This window comes from Pseudophaeobacter sp. 1A16562 (genome assembly GCF_041008785.1).
In the GTDB taxonomy this organism is placed as follows: Bacteria; Pseudomonadota; Alphaproteobacteria; order Rhodobacterales; family Rhodobacteraceae; genus Phycobacter; species Phycobacter gallaeciensis_A.
On the sequence record NZ_JAXGFT010000007.1, the window covers coordinates 107,734 to 132,528 of the forward strand.

At 62.4% G+C, this 24,795-nt stretch carries 26 protein-coding genes; 16 read left to right on the top strand and 10 right to left on the bottom strand.

Annotated elements, in window-relative coordinates; all coding sequences use genetic code 11:
* Positions 1-7: 7 nt before the first annotated feature.
* Positions 8-667 carry a hypothetical protein gene (locus SM764_RS11615; protein ID WP_274836780.1) on the bottom strand — a complete coding sequence of 220 codons (660 nt, stop codon included), beginning with the start codon at positions 665-667 and terminating at the stop codon, positions 8-10.
* A gap of 146 nt (positions 668-813) precedes the next feature.
* Positions 814-1,944: a tRNA guanosine(34) transglycosylase Tgt gene (tgt, locus tag SM764_RS11620; RefSeq protein ID WP_369001849.1), complete on the bottom strand. Its 1,131-nt coding sequence runs from the start codon at positions 1,942-1,944 to the stop codon at positions 814-816.
* Positions 1,945-2,013: 69 nt separating this feature from the next.
* On the opposite strand from tgt, the gene rimK reads away from it, so the two are divergent.
* From rimK to tpiA, 7 genes are all read left to right on the top strand, one after another.
* On the top strand, positions 2,014-3,426 hold the full coding sequence (rimK, locus tag SM764_RS11625; RefSeq protein ID WP_368947432.1) for a 30S ribosomal protein S6--L-glutamate ligase: 1,413 nt from the start codon (positions 2,014-2,016) through the stop codon (positions 3,424-3,426).
* Positions 3,427-3,508: 82 nt separating this feature from the next.
* Positions 3,509-4,399, top strand: coding sequence for an SPFH domain-containing protein (locus SM764_RS11630; RefSeq protein WP_274833639.1), 891 nt, complete (start codon positions 3,509-3,511; stop codon positions 4,397-4,399).
* Positions 4,399-4,680 carry an NfeD family protein gene (locus tag SM764_RS11635; RefSeq protein ID WP_065273206.1) on the top strand — a complete coding sequence of 94 codons (282 nt, stop codon included), beginning with the start codon at positions 4,399-4,401 and terminating at the stop codon, positions 4,678-4,680. The genes SM764_RS11630 and SM764_RS11635 overlap by 1 nt, the downstream gene beginning before the upstream one ends.
* 113 nt (positions 4,681-4,793) lie before the next feature.
* Complete coding sequence (locus SM764_RS11640) at positions 4,794-5,156, top strand: SUF system Fe-S cluster assembly protein (RefSeq protein WP_065273205.1); 363 nt, start codon at positions 4,794-4,796, stop codon at positions 5,154-5,156.
* Positions 5,157-5,260: 104 nt separating this feature from the next.
* Positions 5,261-6,499: a glycerophosphodiester phosphodiesterase family protein gene (locus tag SM764_RS11645; protein WP_369001850.1), complete on the top strand. Its 1,239-nt coding sequence runs from the start codon at positions 5,261-5,263 to the stop codon at positions 6,497-6,499.
* A 112-nt stretch (positions 6,500-6,611) separates the two neighbouring features.
* The gene (locus tag SM764_RS11650; protein WP_065273204.1) at positions 6,612-6,971 is read left to right on the top strand and encodes a HesB/IscA family protein; all 360 of its coding nucleotides are present in this window, start codon (positions 6,612-6,614) and stop codon (positions 6,969-6,971) included.
* Between the two features lie 147 nt (positions 6,972-7,118).
* The gene (gene tpiA, locus SM764_RS11655) at positions 7,119-7,871 is read left to right on the top strand and encodes a triose-phosphate isomerase (protein ID WP_369001851.1); all 753 of its coding nucleotides are present in this window, start codon (positions 7,119-7,121) and stop codon (positions 7,869-7,871) included.
* Positions 7,872-8,034: 163 nt separating this feature from the next.
* Here the strand turns inward: tpiA and SM764_RS11660 are convergent, their stop codons facing one another.
* The 5 genes from SM764_RS11660 to SM764_RS11680 form a co-directional block, all read right to left on the bottom strand.
* The gene (locus SM764_RS11660; RefSeq protein ID WP_274828695.1) at positions 8,035-9,453 is read right to left on the bottom strand and encodes a TRAP transporter large permease; all 1,419 of its coding nucleotides are present in this window, start codon (positions 9,451-9,453) and stop codon (positions 8,035-8,037) included.
* Entirely contained in the window at positions 9,453-10,145 is a 693-nt protein-coding gene (locus tag SM764_RS11665; protein ID WP_369001852.1) for a TRAP transporter small permease, read from the bottom strand. The genes SM764_RS11660 and SM764_RS11665 overlap by 1 nt, the downstream gene beginning before the upstream one ends.
* A 111-nt stretch (positions 10,146-10,256) precedes the next feature.
* Positions 10,257-11,258 carry a DctP family TRAP transporter solute-binding subunit gene (locus SM764_RS11670; RefSeq protein WP_274868015.1) on the bottom strand — a complete coding sequence of 334 codons (1,002 nt, stop codon included), beginning with the start codon at positions 11,256-11,258 and terminating at the stop codon, positions 10,257-10,259.
* A 265-nt stretch (positions 11,259-11,523) separates the two neighbouring features.
* A complete protein-coding gene (locus SM764_RS11675) occupies positions 11,524-12,765 on the bottom strand; it encodes a sigma-54-dependent transcriptional regulator (protein ID WP_369001853.1) in 1,242 nt (413 codons plus the stop codon).
* On the bottom strand, positions 12,762-14,528 hold the full coding sequence (locus SM764_RS11680) for an ATP-binding protein (protein WP_369001854.1): 1,767 nt from the start codon (positions 14,526-14,528) through the stop codon (positions 12,762-12,764). The genes SM764_RS11675 and SM764_RS11680 overlap by 4 nt, the downstream gene beginning before the upstream one ends.
* 73 nt (positions 14,529-14,601) lie before the next feature.
* Between SM764_RS11680 and SM764_RS11685 the strand changes: the two genes are divergently transcribed.
* Positions 14,602-15,783 (top strand): cytochrome P450, encoded by a 1,182-nt coding sequence (locus SM764_RS11685; RefSeq protein ID WP_369001855.1) that lies wholly within the window; start codon positions 14,602-14,604, stop codon positions 15,781-15,783.
* Between the two features lie 35 nt (positions 15,784-15,818).
* Here the strand turns inward: SM764_RS11685 and SM764_RS11690 are convergent, their stop codons facing one another.
* Positions 15,819-16,292: an Lrp/AsnC family transcriptional regulator gene (locus SM764_RS11690; RefSeq protein WP_065273197.1), complete on the bottom strand. Its 474-nt coding sequence runs from the start codon at positions 16,290-16,292 to the stop codon at positions 15,819-15,821.
* A gap of 200 nt (positions 16,293-16,492) precedes the next feature.
* Between SM764_RS11690 and cobA the strand changes: the two genes are divergently transcribed.
* The 6 genes from cobA to SM764_RS11720 all read left to right on the top strand — a co-directional run bounded on the left by cobA (position 16,493) and on the right by SM764_RS11720 (position 21,395).
* Positions 16,493-17,281, top strand: a complete 789-nt coding sequence (cobA, locus tag SM764_RS11695; protein WP_369001904.1) for a uroporphyrinogen-III C-methyltransferase — start codon at positions 16,493-16,495, stop codon at positions 17,279-17,281.
* Positions 17,281-17,589: a DUF2849 domain-containing protein gene (locus SM764_RS11700; protein ID WP_274831886.1), complete on the top strand. Its 309-nt coding sequence runs from the start codon at positions 17,281-17,283 to the stop codon at positions 17,587-17,589. Before cobA ends, SM764_RS11700 begins: the two co-directional genes overlap by 1 nt.
* Positions 17,582-19,246, top strand: a complete 1,665-nt coding sequence (locus SM764_RS11705) for a nitrite/sulfite reductase (RefSeq protein ID WP_065273195.1) — start codon at positions 17,582-17,584, stop codon at positions 19,244-19,246. The genes SM764_RS11700 and SM764_RS11705 overlap by 8 nt, the downstream gene beginning before the upstream one ends.
* A 4-nt stretch (positions 19,247-19,250) precedes the next feature.
* On the top strand, positions 19,251-20,012 hold the full coding sequence (locus SM764_RS11710; protein WP_274828706.1) for a phosphoadenylyl-sulfate reductase: 762 nt from the start codon (positions 19,251-19,253) through the stop codon (positions 20,010-20,012).
* Complete coding sequence (locus SM764_RS11715; RefSeq protein ID WP_369001856.1) at positions 20,009-20,410, top strand: DUF934 domain-containing protein; 402 nt, start codon at positions 20,009-20,011, stop codon at positions 20,408-20,410. Before SM764_RS11710 ends, SM764_RS11715 begins: the two co-directional genes overlap by 4 nt.
* A gap of 121 nt (positions 20,411-20,531) precedes the next feature.
* Complete coding sequence (locus SM764_RS11720) at positions 20,532-21,395, top strand: ferredoxin--NADP reductase (RefSeq protein WP_065273192.1); 864 nt, start codon at positions 20,532-20,534, stop codon at positions 21,393-21,395.
* Between the two features lie 124 nt (positions 21,396-21,519).
* Here SM764_RS11720 and SM764_RS11725 read toward each other — a convergent pair whose 3' ends face one another.
* Entirely contained in the window at positions 21,520-22,197 is a 678-nt protein-coding gene (locus SM764_RS11725) for a hypothetical protein (protein WP_368947443.1), read from the bottom strand.
* Positions 22,198-22,727: 530 nt separating this feature from the next.
* Here SM764_RS11725 and infC point away from each other — a divergent pair.
* Together infC and SM764_RS11735 are read left to right on the top strand one after the other, a co-directional pair.
* Positions 22,728-23,189, top strand: coding sequence for a translation initiation factor IF-3 (gene infC, locus SM764_RS11730; RefSeq protein WP_237028470.1), 462 nt, complete (start codon positions 22,728-22,730; stop codon positions 23,187-23,189).
* 132 nt (positions 23,190-23,321) lie between these two features.
* Positions 23,322-23,921: an SAM-dependent methyltransferase gene (locus SM764_RS11735; protein ID WP_369001857.1), complete on the top strand. Its 600-nt coding sequence runs from the start codon at positions 23,322-23,324 to the stop codon at positions 23,919-23,921.
* A gap of 70 nt (positions 23,922-23,991) precedes the next feature.
* On the opposite strand, the gene SM764_RS11740 is transcribed toward SM764_RS11735, so the two are convergent.
* The gene (locus SM764_RS11740) at positions 23,992-24,786 is read right to left on the bottom strand and encodes an FAD binding domain-containing protein (RefSeq protein WP_065273188.1); all 795 of its coding nucleotides are present in this window, start codon (positions 24,784-24,786) and stop codon (positions 23,992-23,994) included.
* Positions 24,787-24,795: the final 9 nt, after the last annotated feature.

Consider the following 24,795-nt stretch of genomic DNA (forward strand, 5'->3'; position numbering starts at 1 on the left):
GGTCAATTCAGCGTCGCATCAGGGTGATGAATCCCCGCTCCATCCGCCCGCCCGGCCCGGTTTCGATATAGGTTCCGCTCATCCGTGTTTCATCGATCAGGAACAGGCGCACCTCCTGCCGCAAGACCTCTCCGGTGCCGGTTGGACGCTCGGCCAGCAGGGTCAGCCTGATCAGTTGATCGGCGCCGCAGGGCAGCGGCCCCAGAGACACCTCATCCAGGAACACCTCGGCATCATCCGGCAGATCGCCGCGGCCGACGCTTTCGGCGCGCAGCCCCGTGCCGGGCTTTAGTGGGCCCCGGTCCTGTACAGAGATCCCAATAAGCCCCAGCACCGGTGAATCCGCCACCAGCCTGCCATTGCGAAACCGCAGCGACAGGGTATCGCCGCTGCGTTGCGGCAGCGGCACCATCTCGATGCGCCCGCCGACAGCCGTCGACATCTCTCCCGGGCCTTTTTGAACGATCCACTGGCCGCGCAGCCCGGCAGAGCCACCTTTGACCAGATCCTCTAGCGGAATGCTGCAACCGTTAAGGCGCGGCGCCTTGAAGAAACTTGATGCCTCTGCCAGCGATCCTGGCGTGGTGTTATCCTGTGTCGCCTGCGCCTGAGCTGCCATCGAGCCGCCCATCAAGGCCGCAAAAGCCAGCGCCAGATACCACCTCATCACCATTCTCCCCTTTTGGCGGGAAACTAGCAAAAAGGTCTTCACAACTGGTGAACAAGGCATAACCGGTCACCACGCAGGTACAGGGCAATCAGCCCCCGCCTCTTACCCGGAAAAGGGTGGTCAGCGGTCTAATACCCCCCCGATTACACCGGCTCGATATCACCTTCAGCGCGGGTGTCGTGGAAGTCCTTCTGCCAGGCCTCGAACGTCCCCGCCGCAATCGCATCGCGCATGCCCTGCATGATCTCCTGAAAGTAATGCAGGTTGTGCCAGGTCAGCAGCATGCCCGAAATCATCTCGTTGGCGCGGAACACATGGTGCAGGTAAGCGCGGCAATAGTTCGAACATGCCGGACAGCTGCACTCTTCATCCAGCGGACGCGGATCATCCGCGTGCCGCGCGTTCTTGATGTTGACCACCCCGCGGCGGGTAAAGACCTGCCCGGTCCGGCCGGATCGCGACGGCAACACGCAATCCATCATGTCGATGCCGCGCGCCACGGCCCCGACGATATCGTCAGGCTTGCCAACGCCCATCAGGTAGCGCGGCTTGTCCTGCGGCAGCATGTCCGGCGCGTAGTCAAGGCAGCCGAACATCGCCTCCTGCCCCTCGCCCACCGCAAGGCCACCCACTGCGTAGCCATCAAAGCCGATGTCGGTCAGCGCCTTGGCGCTTTCCTCGCGAAGGTCCTGTTCCAGCCCGCCCTGCATGATCCCGAACAGGGCATGACCGGGCCGGTCGCCAAACGCGTCCTTGGACCGCTCGGCCCAGCGCATCGACAGGCGCATCGACTCGGCAATGCGGTCGCGGTCCGCAGGCAACGCCGGGCATTCGTCGAAACACATCACGATATCGCTGCCCAAGAGCCGCTGGATCTCCATCGAGCGTTCTGGCGTCAGCTCGTGCCGGGAGCCGTCGATATGGCTTTTGAAGGTCACGCCCTTCTCGGTCAGCTTGCGAAGGCCCGCCAGCGACATCACCTGAAACCCGCCCGAGTCGGTCAGGATCGGACGCTGCCAGTTCATGAACTTGTGCAATCCGCCCAACCGTTCGATCCGCTCAGCCGTTGGACGCAGCATCAGGTGGTAGGTATTGCCCAGCAGGATGTCAGCGCCGGTGGCGCGCACGCTTTCCGGCATCATCGCCTTGACCGTCGCAGCAGTGCCAACGGGCATGAAGGCAGGCGTACGAATGTCACCGCGCGGCGTCTGGATCACACCTGTGCGTGCTTTTCCGTCCTGCGCTTTCATTTCAAACTTGAAAAGCTCTGACATTTCGACTTCCTGCGTTAGTTCTGTCATCTGACGACCATAAGATTCCCCTAATGCCAAGGAGCCAAGCGCATGTCCACAGACGAGCACGCCGCAAAACTGACCCTCGGTTGGGAGGAATGGGTAAGCCTGCCGGGGCTTGGCCTGCCTGCAATGAAGGCCAAGGTCGACACCGGCGCCCGCACCTCTGCCTTGCATGCCACTGAAATCGAAACCTTCGGACCGGCTGCCGCCCCCAAGGTACGCTTTACCGTCCACCCCGTGCCGGGGCAGGAAGGGCTGCGGATCCCCTGCTCTGCCGATATTATCGACCGGCGTGAGGTGACCTCCTCCAATGGCGAAAGCGAAATGCGCTATGTCATCTCGACCGATCTGGTGGTCGATGGCCACAGCTGGCCCATCGAAGTCACCCTCACCGATCGCAGCGGTATGACACTGCATATGCTTCTGGGTCGCCAGGCGTTGGGAGAGAACGTCGCGGTGGCGCCTTCGGAACGGTTCTGCCAGCCAGAGCTGGACTATGCCGTCTATGCCTCGAAACACATCCGCAAGGCCGCGCCGAACCGGGTGCTGCGCATTGCCGTGCTCAGCCGCGAGGACAATTTCTCCACCCGCCGACTGGTCGAGGAAGGCGAGAAACGCGGCCACACGGTCGAGGTGATCGACACCACCCGCTGTTACATGGACATCAATGCGCTGGCGCCCGAAGTGCATTACGACGGCAAGCGCCTGCCCCGCTATGACGCGGTGATCCCACGCATCGGCGCCTCGATCACCCCATATGGCACCGCCGTGCTGCGCCAGTTCGAAACCCTTGGCACCTTTTGCGTCAACGGCAGCGCTGGCATTACCGCCAGTCGCGACAAGCTGCACGCCCATCAGGTACTGGCGCGTCAGAAGATCGGCATGCCCGAAACCGCCTTTGCCGCCTCGCCCAAGGATACAAAAAACCTGATCGATATCGTCGGAGGTGCCCCGCTGATCGTGAAACTGCTGGAAAGCACCCAGGGCAAAGGCGTCGTGCTGGCCGAAACCAAGAAGGCCGCCGAATCCGTGATCACCGCCTTTCGCGGACTCAAGGCAAACTTCCTGGTGCAGCAGTTCGTGAAAGAGGCCAATGGCGAGGATATCCGCTGTCTTGTCGTCGGCTCCAAGGTGGTCGCGGCGATGAAACGCTCGGGCGCCGAGGGCGATTTCCGCTCCAATCTGCACCTTGGCGGCAGCGCAGTCTCGGTCCGGATCAGCAAGGAAGAACGCGCCACAGCTGTAAAGGCGGCCAAGGCATTCGGGCTCAACGTGGCGGGGGTGGACCTCTTGCGCTCGGAAACCGGGCCAAAGGTGCTGGAGGTCAATTCCTCGCCCGGGCTGGAAGGTATTGAGCGGACCTCGAAGAAAAACATTGCCGGGCTGATCTATGACGAGATCGAAGACCACGTGCGCCCCGCCCCCCTGCGGGTGCGCAAGCAGGCGACGGCGCGCAAGTGATCCCACTGGCGGCTGCAGGGCTTGACCGCGCGCCGCCGCCACCCGATCTTGGTTCCATACCTTTCAGACAGGATTTCCAGTTATGAACGAAGATCAGATTACCGCCCTCTTGTCCGGCAGCCTGCTTTACATTCTCGGGGCGATCTTCCTGATCGTCGTCATTCTCAAAGGCGTCCGGATCGTTCCGCAGTCGGAAAAATTTGTCGTCGAACGTTTTGGCCGCCTGAAGTCGGTGCTTGGCCCCGGCATCAATTTCATCGTGCCCTTTCTGGATGCGGTCCGTCACAAGGTGTCGATCCTTGAACGGCAACTGCCGAACGCCAGCCAGGATGCGATCACTCGCGACAACGTGCTGGTAGAAATCGACACTTCGGTATTCTACCGCATCCTGGAGCCGGAAAAGACAGTCTACCGCATCCGGGATGTAGATGGTGCCATCGCCACCACCGTCGCCGGGATTGTTCGCGCTGAAATCGGCAAGATGGATCTGGATGAGGTGCAATCCAACCGCTCGCAGCTGATTGGCGAGATCAAGCGCAGCGTCGAAAGCGCCGTGGATGACTGGGGGATTGAAGTGACGCGCGCCGAGATCCTTGACGTGAACCTCGATCAGGCCACCCGCGATGCGATGCTGCAGCAGCTCAATGCCGAACGCGCGCGCCGGGCGCAGGTGACCGAGGCGGAAGGCAAGAAACGCGCGGTGGAACTCGCCGCCGATGCGGAACTGTATTCCGCCGAACAAACTGCCAAAGCCCGCCGCATTCAGGCTGATGCCGAAGCCTATGCGACCGGAGTGGTGGCCAAGGCGATTGCCGAAAACGGGCTGGAGGCGGCGCAGTATCAGGTGGCGCTGAAACAGGTGGAGGCGCTCAACACCCTTGGTGCAGGCACCGGCAGCCAGACCATCGTGGTCCCGGCGCAGGCGCTTGAGGCCTTTGGCGATGCCTTCAAGATGCTGAAAGGAAACAAGTAATGGCCGCTCCCTTCTGGGCACTCTGGTGGGTCTGGTGCGCTGCGGCGCTGGTACTTGGCATTCTGGAGGTGCTGGCGCCGGGCTTTGTCTTCCTCGGTTTTGCCATCGGCGCCCTTGGCGTCGGGGTACTGCTTCTTGCGATGGGCAGCGGCACCTTTGGCCTGCCTGTGCTGGTCTTCCTCTTTGCGGCGATATCGCTCATCGCCTGGCTTGTCCTGCGCCGCGCCTTTGCCCTGCCCCGCGGGCAGGTGAAGACCTTTGACACGGATATCAACGACTAGTCAAAAATCGCCTCTACCATCTGCACCAGCGCGCAAGTTCCCTGCGGTCCAAGACTGGACGCCGCTTGCCCTGTTCCCTATATAAACGGTCGGATAACCAGTCAGGGACCGATATGACCAACGCTTCCGAACCTCTTGAAGGGGCGCCGCTGATCGCGCCGTCTTCTGTTTCCCACCCGCTTTACGATGCGGTGGCAGACGCATGCCGTAGCGTCTATGACCCTGAAATCCCGGTCAATATCTACGAGCTGGGCCTGATCTACACCATCGACATCAACGAAGAAAATGACGTCAAGATCATCATGACCCTGACCGCACCGGGCTGCCCGGTTGCTGGTGAGATGCCGGGCTGGATCGTCGATGCGATCTCGCCCGTACCCGGCGTTAAATCCGTCGATGTCGAACTGACCTGGGAGCCGCCCTGGGGCATGGAGATGATGTCGGACGAGGCGCGCCTGGAACTTGGGTTCATGTAATCCCTGCCCCGTGCATCATCACAATAGTTTCATGGGATCGCGGCGCGGGTGTTACCCGGCGCCGCGATTTTTGTTTCAAACCTGATTTTTTCCGGAGAATCCCTTTGCGCCTTTCCTTTTCCCTGTCGGCCCTTACCCTGCCCGGCCTGCTCCTGTCGCTTGCCGCCACTTCTGCTGTCGCCGAAACCGCCCTGACCTATGGTCCGCGTCCGGCCTATCTGATCGACAAACTGCCCGCGGGCGCGCTGAAGGAGAGGCTGCAGTCCTGTGCCGCGCAGGTGCCGCAGCGCACGGAATTCTCCATCGGTCATCGCGGCGCACCGCTGCTCTTCCCCGAACACACCATCGAAAGCAACATGGCTGCCGCGCAGATGGGCGCCGGGATCCTTGAGTGCGACGTGACCTTTACCAAGGATCTGGAACTGGTCTGCCGCCACGCCCAGAACGATCTTCACACCACCACCGATATCCTGACCAGCGATCTGGCCGACAGCTGCGTCACCCCCTTCACCCCCGCAGGCGGCGGCGCGGACGCCAAGGCCGAGTGCCGCACCTCGGAGATCACACTGGAAGAGTTCCGCAGCCTGACTCCCAAGATGGACAGCCGCGACAAGGCGGCGAAGACCGCAGAAGCCTATCAGGGCGGCGTCGCCCCATGGCGCAGCACGCTCTATGTGGATGGCGCCCGCAGCATGACCCATGCTGAATCCATCGCTCTGTTCCGCAGCCTTGGCGCCAAGTTCACGCCCGAGCTGAAGGCCCCGGCGGTAAAGATGCCCTTCAACGGGTTCACGCAGGAAGACTACGCGCAGAAGCTGGTGGAAGAGTACAAATCCGCGAGCGTGCCAGCATCGGATGTCTGGCTGCAAAGTTTCGATCTCAGCGATGTCCTATATTGGATCGAGAACGAGCCGGAGTTCGGCGCGCAGGCGGTGTACCTCGATGACCGCTATTCCAAATCCGATGCCGATGAAGGCAAGGTGGATCCGTCCACCCCCGCGAGTTTCAAGCCGAGCATGCAGGAGCTGGCAGATATGGGGGTCAACTATATCGCACCGCCGATCTGGATGCTGCTGGCGCTGGAGGACGGGAAGATCGTGCCCTCCCCCTATGCCATCAAGGCGCGCGAGGCGGGGCTCAAGATCATCGCCTGGTCGATGGAGCGCTCTGGGCCGCTGACAAATGGCGGCGGTTGGTATTACCGGTCAGTGAAACCGGCGATCTCGGATGCCTCGGCCTATTATCAGGTGCTGGACGTTCTGGCGCAGGATGTGGGCGTCTCCGGTGTCTTTTCCGACTGGCCTGCAACGGTGACCTATTACGCCAACTGCATGGGACTGTAGACAAAAAAACCGCCACCGCACAGGCACCTGTGCATCGCATCTGTCGCCGCCCCCTTGAGCCTGCCGCCGCAGGACCCTAGATTAAGGGTAACGCGCGAAACTGGAGACTTTCATGTTCGGTATCCCCGGCAAACAGGCTGTAACCATCACCCCGAAGGCTGCGGCGCAGATTTCCAAGCTGATGCAGAATGCGGGCCACGCGGGCCTGCGCATTGGCGTGAAAAAAGGCGGCTGCGCCGGCATGGAATACACCATGGAATACGTCGATGACGCCGATCCCAATGACGAGGTCGTGGAACAAGACGGCGCCCGGGTGATGATCGCGCCGATGGCACAGATGTTCCTGTTTGGCACCGAGATCGACTATGAAACCACGCTGCTGGAAAGCGGGTTCAAGTTCAACAACCCCAACGTCGCCGAGGCCTGCGGCTGCGGCGAGTCGATCAGTTTCAAGGACATGCCCGGCGCTTGATCGCCTGCAGCTACGGTATTCATTGCATGGGGCGGCTTCGGTCGCCCTTTTGTGTTTCCAATGGCCACGCCAGCGGCGTCTTGCACAATTGCTCCCTCTGACGCGGGGTGCTACCACCACGCCACAGAACAACAAGGGAAGCGACACATGCGGCGGAAACTGGCGGCGGGAAACTGGAAAATGAACGGCACCGGGGCAGAGCTGGTCGAGCTTGCTGCGCTGGCTGAAGGCCATCCGGCGCCGGATGGCACCGACATCCTGATCTGCCCGCCCGCAACGCTGCTGTCGCGCGCGGCGGACACCACCCGCGGCGGACCGGTACAAATCGGTGGTCAGGACTGTCACGCCGCGACCTCGGGCGCGCATACCGGCGATCTGAGCGCGGCGATGCTGCTGGATGCAGGCGCGAGCGCGGTGATCCTGGGCCACTCTGAACGCCGCGCCGATCACGGTGAAACCGACGCCATCGTCCTTGCCAAGGCCGAAGCCGCCATGGCCGCTGGCCTGCTGGCCGTGGTCTGCCTTGGCGAGACGCTTGAAGAGCGCGAAGCCGGAGAAACCCTGTCGGTCGTCGGCACGCAGCTTGCCGGTTCGGTGCCGGAGGGCGCCAGCGGCGCCACACTGGTCGTCGCTTATGAACCGGTCTGGGCCATCGGCACCGGCAAGGTCCCAACTCTGGAGCAGATCGGCGAAGTGCACGATTTCCTGCGCGCCGAGCTGACCAGCCGCTTTGGCGCCGAGACCGCCGAAGGCATTCGCCTGCTCTATGGGGGATCGGTGAAACCCGGAAATGCGGCCGAAATCTTTGCCGTGTCGAACGTGGATGGCGCCCTTGTCGGCGGCGCCAGCCTGACCGCCGCGGATTTCTCTCCGATCATCTCGGCTCTGGAGAACGCCTGACCAAGAGGCGCGGCCTCACAAGTGAATGACAAGCCCGGCTCTGACGCAGAGCTGGGCTTTTTTACGGCCTTTGCTTCTAGACTCGCAGACGAAAATGGCGCCCCGATCTCCCGGGGCGCCCTCACTCGTTCCAACTCTTACACAACTCGGTACTCGTGAATCTCTAGTTCGTTATAATCTCCGGCCCCATCAGCGCGTTCGGGATCATCGTGCTGAGCCATGGGATATAGGTCACCATGATCAGGAAGACGAAGAGCACCGCCAGGAACGGCAGGGCCGCCCGGACCACCGCCATCATCGGCATGCCCGCAACCCCGGAGGTCACAAAGAGGTTCAGGCCAACCGGCGGGGTGATCATGCCGATCTCCATGTTGACCACCATGATGATGCCCAGATGGATCGGGTCGATGCCCAGCTCGATTGCGATAGGGAACACCAGCGGCGCAACGATCACCAACAGGCCCGACGGCTCCATGAACTGACCGCCGATCAGCAGGATCACGTTCACAACAATCAGGAACATCACCGGGCCAAAGCCCGCCGACAGCATGGCATTGGCGATATGCTGCGGCACCTGCTCGTCGGTTAGTACGTGTTTCAGGATCAGCGCGTTGGCGATCACGAACATCAGCGTCACGGTCAGTTTGCCCGCATCGAACAGCGCCCGTTTGGTGTCCTTGTGGAACCAGACCGACAGCAGCGCAAGCGGCGCCTGCAGGACGGTGCGGCGCGGGCGCACCTCGGTTCCCGCCAGCGGTCCCATGTCGCGGTAAACAAAGGTTGCCACCAGGAAAGCATAGACGGATGCCACGGCGGCGGCTTCGGTCGGCGTGAAGATCGCGCCTTCCTTGTAAAGCCCCAGTTCAGGCGAATACCACGGGTAGCCATAGATACCGACCATGATGATCACGATCAGGAACAGGCCCCAGAACGCCTCGCGGAAAGAGGCACCGACCTCGGCCCAGCCCGCCCAGTCGCCCTTGGGCATATCCTTGATCCGGGCGATCACATAGATCGTCACCATCAGCATCACCCCGGCCAAAAGGCCCGGAATGATACCGGCAAGGAACATCCGGCCAACCGAGACATCGACCGATGCCGCATAGACCACCATCACGATGGAGGGCGGGATCAGGATGCCAAGCGTGCCCGCGTTGCAGATCACACCGGCGGCGAACTCCTTGGAATAGCCCGCTTGGCGCATTGCTGCGATCACGATGGAGCCGATGGCCACCACGGTCGCCGGAGAGGACCCGGACAGCGCCGCGAACATCATGCAGGCAAAGACGCCGGCAATCGCCAGACCGCCTTGAAAATGGCCGACGCAGGCAATCGAGAACCGGATGATCCGCTGCGCCACCCCGCCGGTCGACATGAAGGTCGAGGCGAGAATGAAGAACGGGATGGCCAAGAGGGTGAAATGGCCTTCGAAGGCTTCGAACAATGTGCCGGCAACCGAGGCCAGCGAACTGTCGGAATAGACCAGCAGAAACAGGGTGGAGCTGAGGCCCAGAGAGACGGAGATCGGCACGCCGATCAGCATCAGGCCAACCACCATGGCAAAAAGCAGAACGACGTCCATCAGTTTTCTCCCCCCGTCGTTTCTCCGGTGGCGCGGGCGCGGGCCTCGTCCAACTCGTCCTCAACCTCGTGGCTGGCCACCAGCCGGTCGGCCTCACCGCGCCAGATACGCAGGGCAGCCTGCACAAACCGGATCACCAGCAGCAGCATCGACAGCGGCAGGATCAGATACGGCACCACTTTGGGTAGTTTTTCGTAGGAATCGCCGTAGTTGATCAGATCCTCCAGAAACCGGAAGATCCCCACCATCGGCACGTCCTGCACCTCGTAAAAGCTCTGGCTGCGGGCCTTCATGTCCAGCCCGGTCGGGAACCAGCGCCCCGAGGTCGGCGGCAGATCCGCAAACACCGCCCAGTAATCATAGGCACCTTTCAGCAACAGCAGCGAAAACAGCAGGCAGGCGCCAACCGCGATCAGCCCCACAACGCGACGTGCAGGCGGCGCAAGCGTGTTGACGATGGCATCCACCCCCAGGTGCGCATGCGTCTTGACCGCGTAAGACGCCCCCAGCAGCACCAGCCAGGCAAAAAGGAACACCGTCAGTTCCAGCGCCCAGAGGATATTGGAGTTGAACACGAAACGCGCCACCACATTGGCAAAGGTGATCACTGTCATCAGCCCCAACAGCAGCGCGATGAGCGTTTCTTCCAGCGTATTGATGACCCCGGCCGGGCCGGTTCTTGCCCCCGACATGCCAGTCTCCCCTGCTATGTTGATAAAATGGTGCAGGCGGCGGATCCCCACGCCGCCTGCGAAGCGGGGCGCAGCACACATCCTTGGATGGCGCGCCCCGGAGTGCGGCTATCAGAAGCCTGCGTTGATCGCCTGTGCGGCGTCGATCTTGTCCTGACCCACGTCACCGGCGAACTGCGCCCAGACGGGTTTCATGGTGTCGACCCAGGACTGGCGCTGCTCGGCCGAAAGCTGACGCACGGTGCCACCGGCATCGATGATCGCCTGCTTGGCTGCGGCGTTGACCTTGGCGGATTCAGAGTTCCGCGCTTCGGTCACTTCCGACAGGATGGTCAGGAACTGGTCGCGCACTTCCGGCTCCAGGCTGTCCAGCCAGTCCACCGAGGTCACCACCAGATAGTCGATGATGCCGTGGTTGGTTTCGGTGATGCCGTCCTGCACTTCGAAGAACTTCTTGCCGTAGATGTTGGACCAGGTGTTTTCCTGACCATCGACAACACCCTGCTGCAACGCGCCGTAGACTTCGGAGAAGGCCATTTTCTGCGGGCTGCCACCGATCGCTTCCATCTGCGCCACCAGCACGTCCGAGGACTGCACGCGGAACTTCAGGCCATTGGCGTCGGTCGGCTCGACCAGCGGTTTGTTGGCCGACATCTGCTTCATGCCATTGTGCCAGTAAGCCAGGCCCTGCAGGCCGCGGCGCTGCATCGAATCCAACATCGCCTGACCGTTTTCAGACGCCTGGAAGGCGTCAACCGCATCGATGTTCTTGAACATGAACGGCAGGTCGAACAGGCGGAACTGTTTGGTGAATTTTTCGAACTTGGACAGCGACGGTGCGGCCAGCTGCACGTCACCCTGCAGCATCGCTTCCAGCACCTTGTTGTCATTGTAGAGGGTCGAGTTCGGATAAACCTCAAGGCACATGGTGCCGTTCATCTCTTCGTTGACACGCTTTTCCAGCAGCGTCGCGGCAATCCCCTTGGGGTGCTTGTCGGTGTTGGTGACGTGGCTGAACTTGACGACGATCTCGCCTTCGTCACAGGCCGCCTGAACGGCGCCAGCGGATACGGTCATCGCCAGAGCGGCGGCGGTAGCAGTCAGGAACTTCATAATAGTCCTCCCAGATTTCTCTCCATAGCCTGTGCGCAATGCACAAGCCCCGTGGGAAGGATCGCGAATCGCACTGCCCCGCTCAAGAATTGAGTCGCGATTCGGGTGATTTTGATTTTTTTATAAATTTTTCAGACAGATGCGTGACGCCCAGTTCCCGGGCACAGGTGCCTCAATTATAGGCTGTGCGAAAACCCGCACAGGGATCAGCGCGAGGTGTGCGGATTTCCGCACAGCCGTAACGCCGTCTTTTCAACCGCTGGAATCACGCATCTGAGGCGCGGCGATAGTCCTCGGGGCGGATGCCATATCGGGCCAGTTTGTCGTAAAAGGTCTTGCGCGGCAGCTTCAGCGCCGCCGCCGCCGCCGAGGCGCGCCCGTTCTGGCGCCCCAGCGCCGCGATCAGCAAGGACCGCTCAACTTGCGCCATCTGTTCCGCCAGCCCCAGACCAGAGCCGACCGAGACTTCCTCGGGCATACCAAGCACGAACCGCATGGCCGCCGACATCAGCGAGCGGGCATTGCCAGGCCAGTCCTGCGCCATCAGCATCGCCAGATTCTCCTGGCTGATCTCGGGCGCCGCGATGCCCGCCTGCTCTGCCGCCTGAGCCACGTAATGATGAAACAAAACCGGGATATCCTCCGGCCGCTCAGCCAGCGACGGAATGCGCACCCGCATGCCATCCAGGCGATAAAACAGGTCAGCATTGAAGGCGCCGCTGGTGGCAAGCTGCGCCAGATCGCTGGTGGTCCCTGCGATCACCCGGGCGGCGACGCCCTGCTCCAGCCGTTCCAGAACCGCGTATTGCACCGCGTCGGCCATGGCCGGGATTTCATCCAGAAACAACGACCCGCCCGCTGCATCCTGGCACAGCGCATCAAAGGCTTCGATGGTCATACCGGCGGCGGGTCGCTTCACAAAGGCGCCCTGCGCCCGCGGCGACATCAGGTGGATGACTTCAGCGACCTTGGAAACGCCACTGCCCGCCGGACCTGTCACCAGAACCTCGGCTCCGGTGGGCGCCACTGCGCGCACTCGCGTCCTGAGCTGCTCTGCCTGCGGGGAGGTGCCGAAAAGCATCCGCGCCGCCGGATCGCCCGCCTCCAGCTGGCGCTTCAGGCGTCTGTTTTCCAGCACCAGTGCCCGGGTCTTCCGCGCCCGCTCCAGCACCGAAAGAAGATCCCCCGGAGCGCAGGGTTTTTCCAGAAAATCAAAGGCACCCTCGGACATCGCCCGCACCGCCATCGGAATGTCGCCTTCGCCGGTCAGCAGGATAACCGGCAGTTCGGCGTCGATCTCATGCGCATAGGTCAAAAGATGAAACCCGTCCCTCCCCGGCATGCGAATGTCCGACAGGATCACCCCATCAAATTCGGGAGAGATCAGATCCTTGGCCGCCACGAAAGAGCCAGCTGTCACCGCCTCCAGGTCGTTCAGCTCAAGCGTCTGCGACAGCGCCTCGCGCACCGCCGCATCATCATCCACGAGCAGTACCCGCCGGGTCATGCAGCTTCTTCCTCGCTCCAGGGGTCAAGTTCGACGGTAAAGACCGCACCATCGCTGCTGTTGCATCCGCGGATGTGGCCGCCGAAACTTTGCACCAACCCGTAAGAGATCGACAGCCCAAGGCCAAGCCCCTCGGCGCTGCCCACGGCCTTGGTCGAATAGAAAGGTTCGAACATCTTTTCCGGTTCCTTGATGCCCGGGCCAATGTCGCGGACATGCACGCGCAGCCGCGCGCCGGCTTGCTGTGACGGCCATTCCAGAGCGATGCGGATCGCCCGCTGCTGCTGTTCCATCATCGCGTCGGCGGCATTGTTGATCAGGTTGACGAAAACCTGCGTCAGCCGCACCTCGCCGCCCCAAGCGTAGACCGGACCGGAAGGCGGCGCCCAATCGAGCGTCACATGGTCAGTGCCCAGTCGCGCCGTGGTCAGTTCAACTGCCGCGTTGATCACCTGCACCAGATCAACCCGCGCCATCGGTTCGCTTTCGTTGCGGGCAAAGGCGCGCAGGTTCTTGATGATCCGCGCCATGCGTTCGGCCATGCTGGAAATCCGGGTCAGATTTTTCGCTGCGCGCTCGGGCTTTTCCCGCTCAAGAAAGGCGGCGCCGTTTTCAGCATATTGCTGAATGGCCATCAGCGGCTGGTTCAGCTCGTGACTGATGCCCGCAGACATCTGCCCCAGCGCCGATAGTTTCCCGGCCTGAACCAGATCTTCCTGCGCCTGTTTCAGCGCCGCTTCGGCCTCTTGTCGTTCATGGACCTCGCGGCGCAGCTGAGTGTTGATCACCTGCAGGGCCTGGGTGCGGGCCTCGACCCGGGTTTCAAGAATGACATTGGCCCGGGCCAGCGTTCGGCGCCGCTCGGTCGCCAAAAACAGCAGTGTGCCGAAGGCAAGACACACCGCCGTCAGAGCGGCCGCCTGCAAGGCAGCGATACGCCGCGCCGGGGCGACATCCACCAGGATCTCTCCACGCATACCGATGACCGGCAGGTCCACTGTCAGGTGCAGCGCCTGCTGCGGCAGGTAGGAGCTGCCGGACATCTGCCAGACCTCGTGCCCGCCATGGTTTTCCACCGCGAAGGAAACCGGATCGCCTCCCTCGGCCGCGCTGCCAGGCAGCCGTTCAGCCCGTCGCCAGAACAGCAATTCCGGCCGGTTGGAAATAAACACCTCTTCGTTGCGGTTGGTGAAGAAGACCGCAGGCAAGGAGCCGCGCCAGGTCTGCTCCACATCCTCTACATCGGCCACCACCACCAGCGCCCCCAACACACCGCCGCCGGGTGCGAAACTGGGTGCGGCATAGAAATAGGCCCGCCGCCCCTCGGGCAGCAGCACCGCGTGACCGGTGCCAAGCGCGCCCTGCATGGCACGTTTGAAGTAGGGTTGATCGGCCACCGAGCCTCCGGCGACCCCTTCGGCAAAGGCCAGAACCCGCCCCGAACGGTCTGCATAGAACACGTCGAGCGCCGCCGTCTTGTCCGCCACCTCGCGCAGACGCCGTGCCGCCTCTTGCTGCCCCGCCGCCGTATCCAGCCCGTCCAGCACCGGATGATCCGCCGTTAGAACAGCCAGTTCCTGATAGATCTGCAACTGCGTGCTGACCCGGTCCGACGCCAATGCCAGATCCGCCGCGCTGCGCTCTGCCAGCGAGTCCAGCGCCTGCCGGTACCCATAGATCCAGACCGCAGCCGCCAGCCCTGCGACTGCACATGCAAATCCCAGCAATAGGCCCCAGCGCTGCCACATGGTTTGTTTGATCATCGATACTGCCTCATGCAGGCCAGACTATGAAACTCACCTTGCATTGACCAGCCGCCATGGCAAAAGTCGCCGCATGAAAACACTGCATCAGCCTCCGACCGATCCGGCCTTTGTGCAAGATCCCTATCCGTTCTACGCCAAAGCCCGCGACGCGGGCGCCCTGCACTATTGGCAGGACTACGACATGGTGGCAGCCTTTCGCAAATCGGCCGTTCACATGCTGCTGCGGGACCGCCGCTTCGGGCGGGAAATCCCCGCCGAAATGGCCACGCCCGGCCCGGCCCATCTGGCACCGTTTCTGGCTGTCGAGGCTCATTCGCTGCTGGACGCCGAACCGCCACGCCACACCCGCCTGCGCAAGCTGGTGATGCGGGCCTTTACCTCGCGCGCGATTACCGCGCTTGAGGCGGATATCGCCCAGCTGTGCCATGATCTGATCGATGCCTTTCCGGACCAGCCCTTTGATCTGTTGCAGGCCTATTGCACGCAGGTTCCGATCGTGACCATCTGCCGCCTGCTCGGCGTACCCGAGGAGATGGCGCCGCAGCTTCTGGATTGGTCGCACCGGATGGTGGCCATGTATCAGGCCGGGCGCACGGAAGAGACCGAGCATTCCGCCGCCGAGGCATCTGCCGCCTTTTCCGATTATCTGCGCAGCTATATCGATCAACGTCGCAGCGATCCGCAGGATGATCTGATCACCCGCCTGATTGCCGCCGAGGAGGCCGGGGACAGCCTGACCACGGATGAGCTGATCGGCACCTGCATCCTGCTGCTGAACGCGGGGCACGAAGCAACAGTGCACGCCCTTGGAAACGGGGTGAAGACGATGCTGGAACAGGGCTGGGATCCGGCCTGGCTGACCGAGGACGGGATCGACCAACTGGTCGAGGAAATCCTGCGCTATGATCCGCCGCTGCATATGTTCACCCGCTATGCCTATGAAGAGGCCGAGGTCTTCGGCCATATCTTCCAGCGGGGCGATCAGGTGGCGCTGCTTCTGGGTGCGGCCAACCGCGACCCGGCAGTGCTTGATGATCCAGAGGTCTTTAACCCCAGCCGCCCAGCCAAGACCAACACGTCCTTTGGGGGCGGACTGCATTTCTGCGTCGGCGCGCCGCTGGCACGGCTGGAAATGCGCATCGCGCTGCCCATCCTGTTCCAGCGCTGCCCCGATCTGCGTCTGGAAGAAAAACCCGAGTATTCAGACAGCTACCATTTTCATGGCCTCACCCGGCTGATGGTGAGCCGCTAATGGTCGGCGCCACCCGGCGCCGCCCTCCACTTCCCCTACTCCGCTGGCTCCAGCGGCAGCAGCGTGGTCGATTTGATTTCCTCCATCGACAGAAGCGCGGTCACATTGTGCACCCGTACCTCAGAAATCAGCGCCTGATAGAATTTGTCATAGGCCCGCGCGTTCTTCACCCGCACCTTCAGAATATAATCGATATCGCCGGCCAGCCGGTGCGCCTCCTGCACCTCGGGGCGGTCGCGTAGCGCCTGCAAGAAGGACGCCTGCCACTCCGCCTCGTGCTCAGAAGTGCGGATCAGCACAAAGAAACAAGCCTCGAACCCCAGCGCCTCGGCGTCCAGGATCACGGTCTGGCGACCGATAACCCCGGCCTCGCGCAGCTTGCGGATGCGATTCCAGACCGGGGTCTTTGAGCTGCCCACCTGCTTGGCGATTTCATCCAGCGACTGGCTGGCGTCGCGTTGCAGCTCCGCCAGGATTTTCCGATCCGTGGCATCAATCCGCACTGTCATTCTAATTTTCCCTCTGCATCGAAACCTTGGTCACCAAGCCCCGAACCACGCGGAACAGATGTCCTTATTTGGGCGGACGTATGGCGCTTAAATGGGAATATTTCCTATATTGAGGGTCAAGTCAAACACCAGAAATGAGGCGCCACATGTCCAGCTTTGCCCCGATCATTCCCTCTGCCAGCTCTCAGCGCGCAGATGGCATGTGCTGCCCCGCGCCGGGACAGGTTGCCTTTGCCGGCTCTGGTCCGGGCGACCCCGATCTGCTGACTCTGAAGGTGCTGAAAGCGATGCAGTCCGCAGATGTGATCCTGTTCGACCGCTTGGTCAGCCCCGAGATCATGGCCCTGGCCGCCCCGGGCATCGCGCTGGAGGATGTCGGCAAGGAAGGCTTTGGCCCCTCCATGTCGCAAGAGGAGATCTGCGCCCGACTGGTGGCCCATGCCCGCGCGGGCCGCAAGGTGCTGCGCCTCAAATCCGGCGATCCCACCGTCTTTGGCCGCCTCGACGAAGAGCTGTCCGCCTGCGACGCAGCCGGGATCGGCTACCAGATCCTGCCCGGCATCACCGCCGCCTCTGCTGCGGTCGCCGCCATCGGTCAGAGCCTGACACAGCGCGGGCGCAATTCCTCGGTCCGGTTCCTCACCGGGCACGACATGCGCGGTTTTGCCGATCACGACTGGACCGCCCTGGCGCGCCCCGGTGAGGTGGCCGCGATCTACATGGGCAAGAAATCCGCGCGTTTCGTGCAGGGCCGTTTGATCATGCACGGCGCCGACCGGGCTACGCCGGTGACCATCGTCGAACATGCCTCGCGCGCCAACCAGCGCGTTCTAGAAACAACGCTTGACCGGCTGCCCGCCGATCTGGCTGCGGCAGGTCTGTCCGGCCCGGCCCTTACCTTCCTCGGGCTGGCGCCGCGTCAAAGCCTCGCCGCCCTGCCCAACCTCGCCTCTGACCTTACCTCCGATCTGAATATGGAGCTCGCCTGATGCCCCGTCCCTTTACGCCCAAAGTGATCACCGCGAATGACCTCCTTGAGGGCGACGTGATCTATTACACCGCCAAGGACAGCTGGAGCCGCTCGCTGAGCGAGGCCGAGCTGATCACCGACGAGGCCGAGGCGCAGCTGCGCCTGCTGGCCGCCGAACGCGATGCTCTCAACGTTGTCGGCATCTACCTGACCGACGCCAAACCTGGCGCGGATGGCCCCGAACCTGTCCACTTCCGCGAAGAATTCCGCCGCACCGGTCCCTCGAACTACGCCCATGGCAAACAGGAGGCTCTCTCCAATGTATAAGTATAACGACTTTGACGCCGCTTTTCTGGCTGAACGCAACGCCCAGTTCCGTGCCCAGGTAGAGCGCCGCATCGACGGCAGCCTGACCGAGGACGAGTTCAAACCCCTGCGCCTGATGAACGGGCTGTATCTCCAGCTGCACGCCTATATGCTGCGGGTTGCAATCCCCTATGGCACACTCAGCAGCGCCCAGATGCGCCAGCTCGCGCTGTTGGCCGAAAAGTGGGACAAGGGTTATGGCCATTTCACCACCCGTCAGAACATCCAGTACAACTGGCCGACCCTGAAGGACGTGCCGGACATGCTGGACGCGCTGGCCGAAGTGGGCCTGCACGCGATCCAGACCTCGGGCAACACCGTACGCAACGTGACCTCGGACCATTTTGCCGCCGCCGCCAAGGGTGAGCTGGAAGATCCGCGCCCCTATGCCGAATTGATCCGGCAATGGTCCACCGACCACCCGGAATTCCAGTTCCTGGGCCGCAAGTTCAAGATCGCGGTGACTGGCGCCGAAGAGGACCGCGCCGTAACCCGCGCTCATGACATCGGGCTGCGCATGGTCTCCCGCGAAGGCGAGACCGGGTTCGAGGTGATCGTGGGTGGTGGCCTTGGCCGTACGCCAATGATCGGCAAGGTGCTGCGGGAGTTCCTGCCCAAGGCGGACCTGCTGCCCTATCTTGAGGCGGTGCTGAGCGTCTACAACCTGCTGGGTCGGCGCGACAACAAGTACAAGGCCCGGATCAAGATCACCGTGCAGGAAAACGGCATCGACAAGATCCGCGACCTGGTTGAAGAGCGTTTTATCGAACGCCGCGCCCAGTTCAACGGCGCCGATCAGGAGCTGCTGGAAGAGATCAAGGCGCATTTCACGCCCCCCGCCCTGCGCAGCGGCGACACTGCGGCCTATGATGCCGCCTATGACAGCGATCCTGTGTTCCGCGCCTGGGCCGACACCAACCTGTCGGCGCATCGCAACGAAGACCACGCCATCGTCACCATCTCGGTCAAGGCGCATGGCGCCACCCCCGGCGATGCCACCGCCGAACAGATGCGCGTGATGGCGGATCTGGCGCAGGAATTCGGCTATGACGAGCTGCGCATCAGCCACCAGCAGAACGTGATCCTGCCGCATGTTCTGAAATCGGATCTGCCCGCGATCCACGCCCGCCTGAAAGAGGTCGGCCTTGCGACCGCCAACATTGGCCTGATCTCGGATATCATCGCCTGCCCCGGCATGGATTACTGTGCCCTGGCCACCGCCCGCTCGATCCCGGTTGCGCAGGATATTGCAACCCGGTTCGAAGAGCTGAAGCTGGAGCACGACGTGGGGCACCTGCAGATCAAGATCTCGGGCTGCATCAATGCCTGCGGCCACCACCACGTCGGCCATATCGGCATTCTGGGTCTGGATCGCGCCGGGGTAGAGAACTACCAGATCACCCTTGGCGGTGATGCGACTGAAACGGCGGCCATCGGCACCCGCACCGGCCCCGGTTTCGCCTATGACGAGATCGTTCCGGCGGTCGAGCGTCTGATCGGCGCCTATCTGGAACTGCGGACCGATGAAGGTGAGACCTTCATCGAGACCTACCGCCGCGTAGGAATGGAACCGTTCAAAGCCGTGCTTTATCCCGAAGCCCGCAAAAAGGTGGCCTAGAGCGATGCTGAAGCTCGCAGAGAGCAGCCCCAATGGGGCTGCACCGGACACCGCCCTGGCGGAAAAGGTGGAGATGCTGAATGCCCGCTACCGGCACCATTCGGCTACCGCCGTGATGCAGGGCGCCCTGCAGGATGCCGGACAGATCGCCCTGGTTTCCAGCTTTGGCGCGGAATCGGTTGTGCTGCTGCATATGGCGGCGGTGATCGATCCCGCCGTGCCGGTGCTGTTCGTGGATACCGAGCTGCTGTTCACCGAAACGCTGGTCTATCAGCAGGAGGTGAGCGAGCGCCTTGGCCTGCGCAACGTGCAGGTCATCCGCGCCGAGGATATCGCCGAAAAGGATCCCTATGGCGCCTTGCGGTTCTCGGACACCGACGCCTGCTGCCACCTGCGCAAGACCGTGCCGCTGCAAAACGCACTGTCGGGCTATGATGGCTGGATCACCGGACGCAAACGGTTCCAGTCTGGCAGCCGCGCCGCGCTCGACTTTTTCGAGGTCGAGGACGGCACCGGACGCATCAAGGTGAACCCGCTGGCCCATTGGGCGCCCGAGGACGTGCGCGCCTACATGGAAGAAAACCGCCTGCCGCGCCATCCGCTGGTGGCGCAGGGCTACCCGTCGATCGGTTGCGCCCCCTGCACCTCGAAGGTGGCAGAAGGCGAAGACCCCCGCGCCGGACGCTGGCGCGATCAGAACAAGGAAGAATGCGGCATCCACATCGTGGATGGCAAACTCACCCGCAAAGGAGCTGACCCCAAATGACTGTAATTGTGACCGACACCGGATTTGGCCCCGACAGCTGGCAGGTCGGCTACGAGGGTGAAAACGCGCTGGACCTGCAGCCCGATGCGGATCTGGCACCCTTGTCGAACCGCATCCCCGGCTGCGAGATGATCCGTATTCATTTCCCCAGCTTTGCCGACGGGCGCGGGTTTACCCTGGCACGGCAGTTGCGGCAGATGGGTTATACCGGGCGGCTCCGGGCCTATGGTCACGTTCTGGCGGATCAATACGCCATGGCGCGGCGCAGCGGCTTTGACGAGGTCGAGATCGATGATGATCTGGCCGCCCGTCAGCCCGAGGACCAGTGGTTGGCCCGGGCAAACTGGCCGGCGCACGACTATCAGGCACGTCTGGGACGCGGCCGGGCCGCCCGCTGAGACGGGCCTGATCTCGCGTCAGACACCCCCACAAACCGCAATTCGGGAAAAACAAAGCTTTTCCTGACCTGAATCAACGATTAATCAGAGGTGCCGGTCTACCAGACCGGCAGTGAAACCGATGAACGAGATGACCGCCGTGACCGACACTGCCTCCGAAGCCAAGCCCGCCAAGGCGACCCCGACCCTGCCGGACGCCCAGACCGTGACCGCGGTCAAGCACTGGACAGACCGCCTGTTTTCCTTCCGGGTATCGCGGCCTGCGTCGCTGCGCTTCCGCTCGGGCGAGTTCGTGATGATTGGCCTGATGGGCGACCCCGATCCCAAGACCGGCAAGCAGAAGCCACTGCTGCGTGCCTATTCCATCGCCTCGCCTTCCTGGGACGAAGAGCTGGAGTTCTACTCGATCAAGGTGCAGGACGGTCCGCTGACCTCGAAACTGCAGCACATCAAAGAAGGCGATCAGATCATCCTGCGGCCCAAACCCGTCGGCACCCTGGTGCATGACGCGCTGCTGCCCGGCAAACGCATCTGGTTCTTCGCCACTGGCACCGGCTTTGCGCCCTTCGCCTCGCTGCTGCGCGAGCCGCAGACCTACGAGGATTACGATGAGGTCATCATCACTCACACCTGCCGCACCGCAGGCGAGCTGACCTATGGCCGGGAACTGATCGAAAGCCTGAAGGACGACGAGCTGCTCAATGAGGTGATCGGTGAGGGCTTCTGGAAGAAGATCAAATACTACCCCACCACCACCCGCGAAGAGAGCGCCAAGATGGGCCGGATCACCGACCTGATCAACTCGGGCGAGGCCTACAAGGATCTGGGCGTTGAGCCACTCAACCCCGAGAGCGACCGGGCGATGATCTGCGGCAACCTGGCCTTCAACCTGGAACTGAAGGACATGCTGGAAGCGGCCGGCCTTGAAGAAGGCGCCAATTCCAAGCCCGCGCAATATGTGGTGGAAAAGGCTTTCCTCGACTAAGCCAGCACGCCTGACGCAAGCCGCCAATGGCCAGATACAAAAAGGCCGCGCCACCCTGATACGGGCGGCACGGCTTTTCTTTTGTACCAGTGGGTTATCCCGCCGCTGCAATCCAGCGTAGGAATTACAGGTTCAGCGCGGCCTTCACCTGATCCAGCGCCGCCTTCAGCATCACCGGGCTGTCCTTGGCCGCGTCAACCGCCCCGGTCAGAACCGATTTCTGCGTCTCGGAGAGGTCCGAATCCGCGATCATCGTGGTCACGGTTTCATAATCGAAGCCTTCCAGCGTCAGCGCCTCCGACATGGCCTGATCTGCGGCCTGCTCCCCCTCGGGGTCCGTGGCACTGCCCGCCGCGTCTGTCGCAGCCTGGGTTGCGCTCTCAACCGCGTCGCGGACAGCCTCATCCGCCTGTTCGACAACATCCTCTGCCGCCTCCACTGCAGCAGCTGCAGCGGTCTCTGCCGCATCTGCTGCGGTCTCTGCCGCATCTGCAGCGCCCTCCACGGCGGCCTCGGCATCGGCTGCGGCCTCTTCGACGGTCTCCTCTACGGCACTCTCAACCGCTTCAGCAGCCTCTTCGGCCTGCTCTGCCACTGACTTGGGGGCCTCTGCCTCGGTGCTTTCCTCGACCACCGGTGCTGGTTCTGGTTCTGCCTCAGGTGCAGGCTCTGTCACGGCTGCGGGGGCATCCGTGTTGGCCGGCGCGTTACTGATCACACTGTCTTCGGTCTGGACGGAAAAGGCATAGTAAGCGCCAATCGCCACCACCCCGGCTGCTACGGCAACAATAACCGGTTTCATGATGTCTCTCCTTTGTTCTGGCCGGAACCTGTCTGGCGACAGGCAGACCGGCGCGTGTTCTTGCGACATTCGATACCGGCTAGCTGGCCTCCCGCAGCGCCCGCCACAAGGGGCAAAAACCGCCGGACGCGTCATCGGCCAGCCGCCGCCGACAGGATCCCAGCGGATTGGCGGGGCATTGCCGGCACCCGGGCCGGGAGCGCTTTCCCCCCTGACGGCCGCTCCCTCCGAATCGATGCAGACTAGGCCGGGCTGGCTGCCGCCCTGCCCGCCGGGCGCCGGTGCCTACCTGCCCGCAGGCCCGACTGCGGGAGGCTTGCGCCCATTCTGCAATGACAATCGCCTTTTTTCACGGGCGCCCGCATCGGTTCCCGCTTGAAAGACGCCGCGCCCCGGTTTAGATTTCATGCTCGAAAATCGGCAACCATCAAAGGATTGAACCCATAGCCCGCAGACCTCATAACGCGCCGCCGCCTCGTGATACCGGCCCGCGCACGAACGAAAAAATCCGCGCCCCCGAAATCCGCCTGATTGGCGCCGAAGGGGAGAACGTTGGCGTTGTCCATCCGGCCAAGGCAATGGAGATGGCAGCGGAAGCGGGTCTGGACCTTGTGGAGATCTCGCCGAACGCCAATCCGCCGGTCTGCAAGATCATGGACTTCGGCAAGTTCAAATACGAGCAACAGAAACGCGAAAGCGAAGCCCGTAAAAAGCAGAAGATCATCGAGGTCAAAGAGGTCAAGTTCCGCCCGAACACGGACACCAATGACTACAGCGTGAAAATGCGCAACGTTTTCAAATTCCTTGAAAACGGTGACAAGGTGAAGATCACCCTGCGTTTCCGCGGCCGCGAGATGGCGCACCAGAACCTCGGCCGTGAGCTGCTGGAGCGTGTGGCCGAAGACGTCAAAGATATCGGCAAGATCGAAAACATGCCGAAGATGGAAGGCCGTCAGATGATCATGATGATCGGCCCGCTGCCGCAGAAATAGCCGGCGGCCCTAACGGACCGGCCTCTGACTGGCTGAATTCCGCCTTTCCATTCCGCCCCCGGTGCTTGACTGCGCCGGGGGCGTTGTCATTGTCGCCCCTGATAAACAGCCATGCGATCAGGACGAGCCGACATGTGGGAAGAACGATTTGCAAACTCCGATGACTATGTGTTCGGGACCGAACCAGCCCGGTTCCTGACCGAACATGCCGCCTATCTGACGCCGGGCCAGACGGCCCTGTCGGTGGCCGATGGCGAGGGGCGCAATTCCGTCTACATGGCGCAGCGGGAGCTTGAGACGACTGCCTATGAGTTCGCCCCCACCGCCATTGCCCGCGCCCGTGATCTGGCGGCAGAGCGTGGCGTCACGGTGGATTTCCAAAACGTTGATATCCTCACCCATGACTGGCCTGAGGATGCCTATGATTTGGTGGTCGGCATTTTCATCCAGTTCGTCGGCCCCAAGGATCGCAAGGTGCAATTCGAAGGCATGAAACGCAGCCTGAAACCCGGCGGTGTGCTGCTGCTGCATGGCTATACGCCGAAACAGCTGGAATTCGGCACCGGCGGGCCGCCCTTTGCCGAGAACATGTACACCGAGGCTCAGCTGGCCGCTGATTTCGTAGGCTGGGACATCCTGGAGAACCGCGCCTATGAGCGGGAGGTGCAGGAGGGACGCGGCCACAGCGGCATGTCCGCCCTCATCGATTTCGTGGCGCGCAAACCCGCCTGACCACAGGTACCCGCATGAAAAAGGGGCCCCGCAGCGCTGCGAGGCCACATTGCTGTTCTGTCCCAGTGGCTCAACCTGCGGCGGCGGCCACGGCGCGTTTGGTCAGGACACCGACAAGATGGGCACGGTATTCCTTGGTGCCGTGGATATCGCCCATCATGTTGGCCGGGTTAATGCGCAGATCCGTCAGAGCGTCGGGGCGGAATTCCTTGCCCAGTGCCTGCTCAGCTTCGCTCCAGCGGAATACGCCCTCTTCGGACGCGCCGGTGACGGCAACCCGCACCCCGTCCGCGTATTTGGCGACAAAAACCCCCACCAGGGCAAAGCGCGACGCAGGCTGCACGAACTTCTGATAGTTCGCGGCCTCCGGCACCGGGAACCGCACGCCGGTGATGATCTCACCCTCTTCCAACGCGGTGGTGAAAAGACCATCGAAATAATCATCCGCCGCGATTTCGCGGGCATTGGTGATCACGGTGGCGCCGCTGCCCAGAACCGCCGCCGGATAGCAGGCCGCCGGATCGTTATTGGCAAGCGAGCCGCCGATGGTGCCCCGGTTGCGCACGGCGGGATCGCCGATGTGGCTGGCCAGCTCGGCCAGCGCGGGATAATGCGCTGCGGCCTCGGAGGCAACGGTGGCATGGGTGGTGGCGCCGCCGATTGCCAGGCTGCCATCATCTTCGCGGCAGACGCCCTGCATTTCACCAATCCCAGCAAGCGAGACCAGTTTCGACGGCATCGCCAGCCGCTGTTTCATGGTCGGCAGCAGGGTCTGGCCACCGCCCAGCGCCTGCGCGTCTTCCTCTGCCAGCGCGGCAACCGCGTCGGCAATGGAGGCAGGTTTTTCAAACTCGAAATTATACATTCCGCTTTC

Coding starts and splice junctions, on each gene's coding strand:
- tgt (WP_369001849.1), bottom strand. CDS start 1,944: ATGTCAGAGCTTTTCAAGTTTGAAATGAAAGCGCAGGACGGAAAAGCA.
- SM764_RS11720 (WP_065273192.1), top strand. CDS start 20,532: ATGAACGAGATGACCGCCGTGACCGACACTGCCTCCGAAGCCAAGCCC.
- SM764_RS11700 (WP_274831886.1), top strand. CDS start 17,281: ATGCCCCGTCCCTTTACGCCCAAAGTGATCACCGCGAATGACCTCCTT.
- cobA (WP_369001904.1), top strand. CDS start 16,493: ATGTGCTGCCCCGCGCCGGGACAGGTTGCCTTTGCCGGCTCTGGTCCG.
- rimK (WP_368947432.1), top strand. CDS start 2,014: ATGTCCACAGACGAGCACGCCGCAAAACTGACCCTCGGTTGGGAGGAA.
- SM764_RS11615 (WP_274836780.1), bottom strand. CDS start 667: ATGAGGTGGTATCTGGCGCTGGCTTTTGCGGCCTTGATGGGCGGCTCG.
- SM764_RS11705 (WP_065273195.1), top strand. CDS start 17,582: ATGTATAAGTATAACGACTTTGACGCCGCTTTTCTGGCTGAACGCAAC.
- SM764_RS11630 (WP_274833639.1), top strand. CDS start 3,509: ATGAACGAAGATCAGATTACCGCCCTCTTGTCCGGCAGCCTGCTTTAC.
- SM764_RS11710 (WP_274828706.1), top strand. CDS start 19,251: ATGCTGAAGCTCGCAGAGAGCAGCCCCAATGGGGCTGCACCGGACACC.
- SM764_RS11635 (WP_065273206.1), top strand. CDS start 4,399: ATGGCCGCTCCCTTCTGGGCACTCTGGTGGGTCTGGTGCGCTGCGGCG.
- SM764_RS11690 (WP_065273197.1), bottom strand. CDS start 16,292: ATGACAGTGCGGATTGATGCCACGGATCGGAAAATCCTGGCGGAGCTG.
- SM764_RS11650 (WP_065273204.1), top strand. CDS start 6,612: ATGTTCGGTATCCCCGGCAAACAGGCTGTAACCATCACCCCGAAGGCT.
- SM764_RS11685 (WP_369001855.1), top strand. CDS start 14,602: ATGAAAACACTGCATCAGCCTCCGACCGATCCGGCCTTTGTGCAAGAT.
- SM764_RS11665 (WP_369001852.1), bottom strand. CDS start 10,145: ATGTCGGGGGCAAGAACCGGCCCGGCCGGGGTCATCAATACGCTGGAA.
- SM764_RS11640 (WP_065273205.1), top strand. CDS start 4,794: ATGACCAACGCTTCCGAACCTCTTGAAGGGGCGCCGCTGATCGCGCCG.
- SM764_RS11680 (WP_369001854.1), bottom strand. CDS start 14,528: ATGATCAAACAAACCATGTGGCAGCGCTGGGGCCTATTGCTGGGATTT.
- SM764_RS11735 (WP_369001857.1), top strand. CDS start 23,322: ATGTGGGAAGAACGATTTGCAAACTCCGATGACTATGTGTTCGGGACC.
- SM764_RS11725 (WP_368947443.1), bottom strand. CDS start 22,197: ATGAAACCGGTTATTGTTGCCGTAGCAGCCGGGGTGGTGGCGATTGGC.
- SM764_RS11715 (WP_369001856.1), top strand. CDS start 20,009: ATGACTGTAATTGTGACCGACACCGGATTTGGCCCCGACAGCTGGCAG.
- tpiA (WP_369001851.1), top strand. CDS start 7,119: ATGCGGCGGAAACTGGCGGCGGGAAACTGGAAAATGAACGGCACCGGG.
- SM764_RS11740 (WP_065273188.1), bottom strand. CDS start 24,786: ATGTATAATTTCGAGTTTGAAAAACCTGCCTCCATTGCCGACGCGGTT.
- SM764_RS11670 (WP_274868015.1), bottom strand. CDS start 11,258: ATGAAGTTCCTGACTGCTACCGCCGCCGCTCTGGCGATGACCGTATCC.
- SM764_RS11660 (WP_274828695.1), bottom strand. CDS start 9,453: ATGGACGTCGTTCTGCTTTTTGCCATGGTGGTTGGCCTGATGCTGATC.
- SM764_RS11675 (WP_369001853.1), bottom strand. CDS start 12,765: ATGACCCGGCGGGTACTGCTCGTGGATGATGATGCGGCGGTGCGCGAG.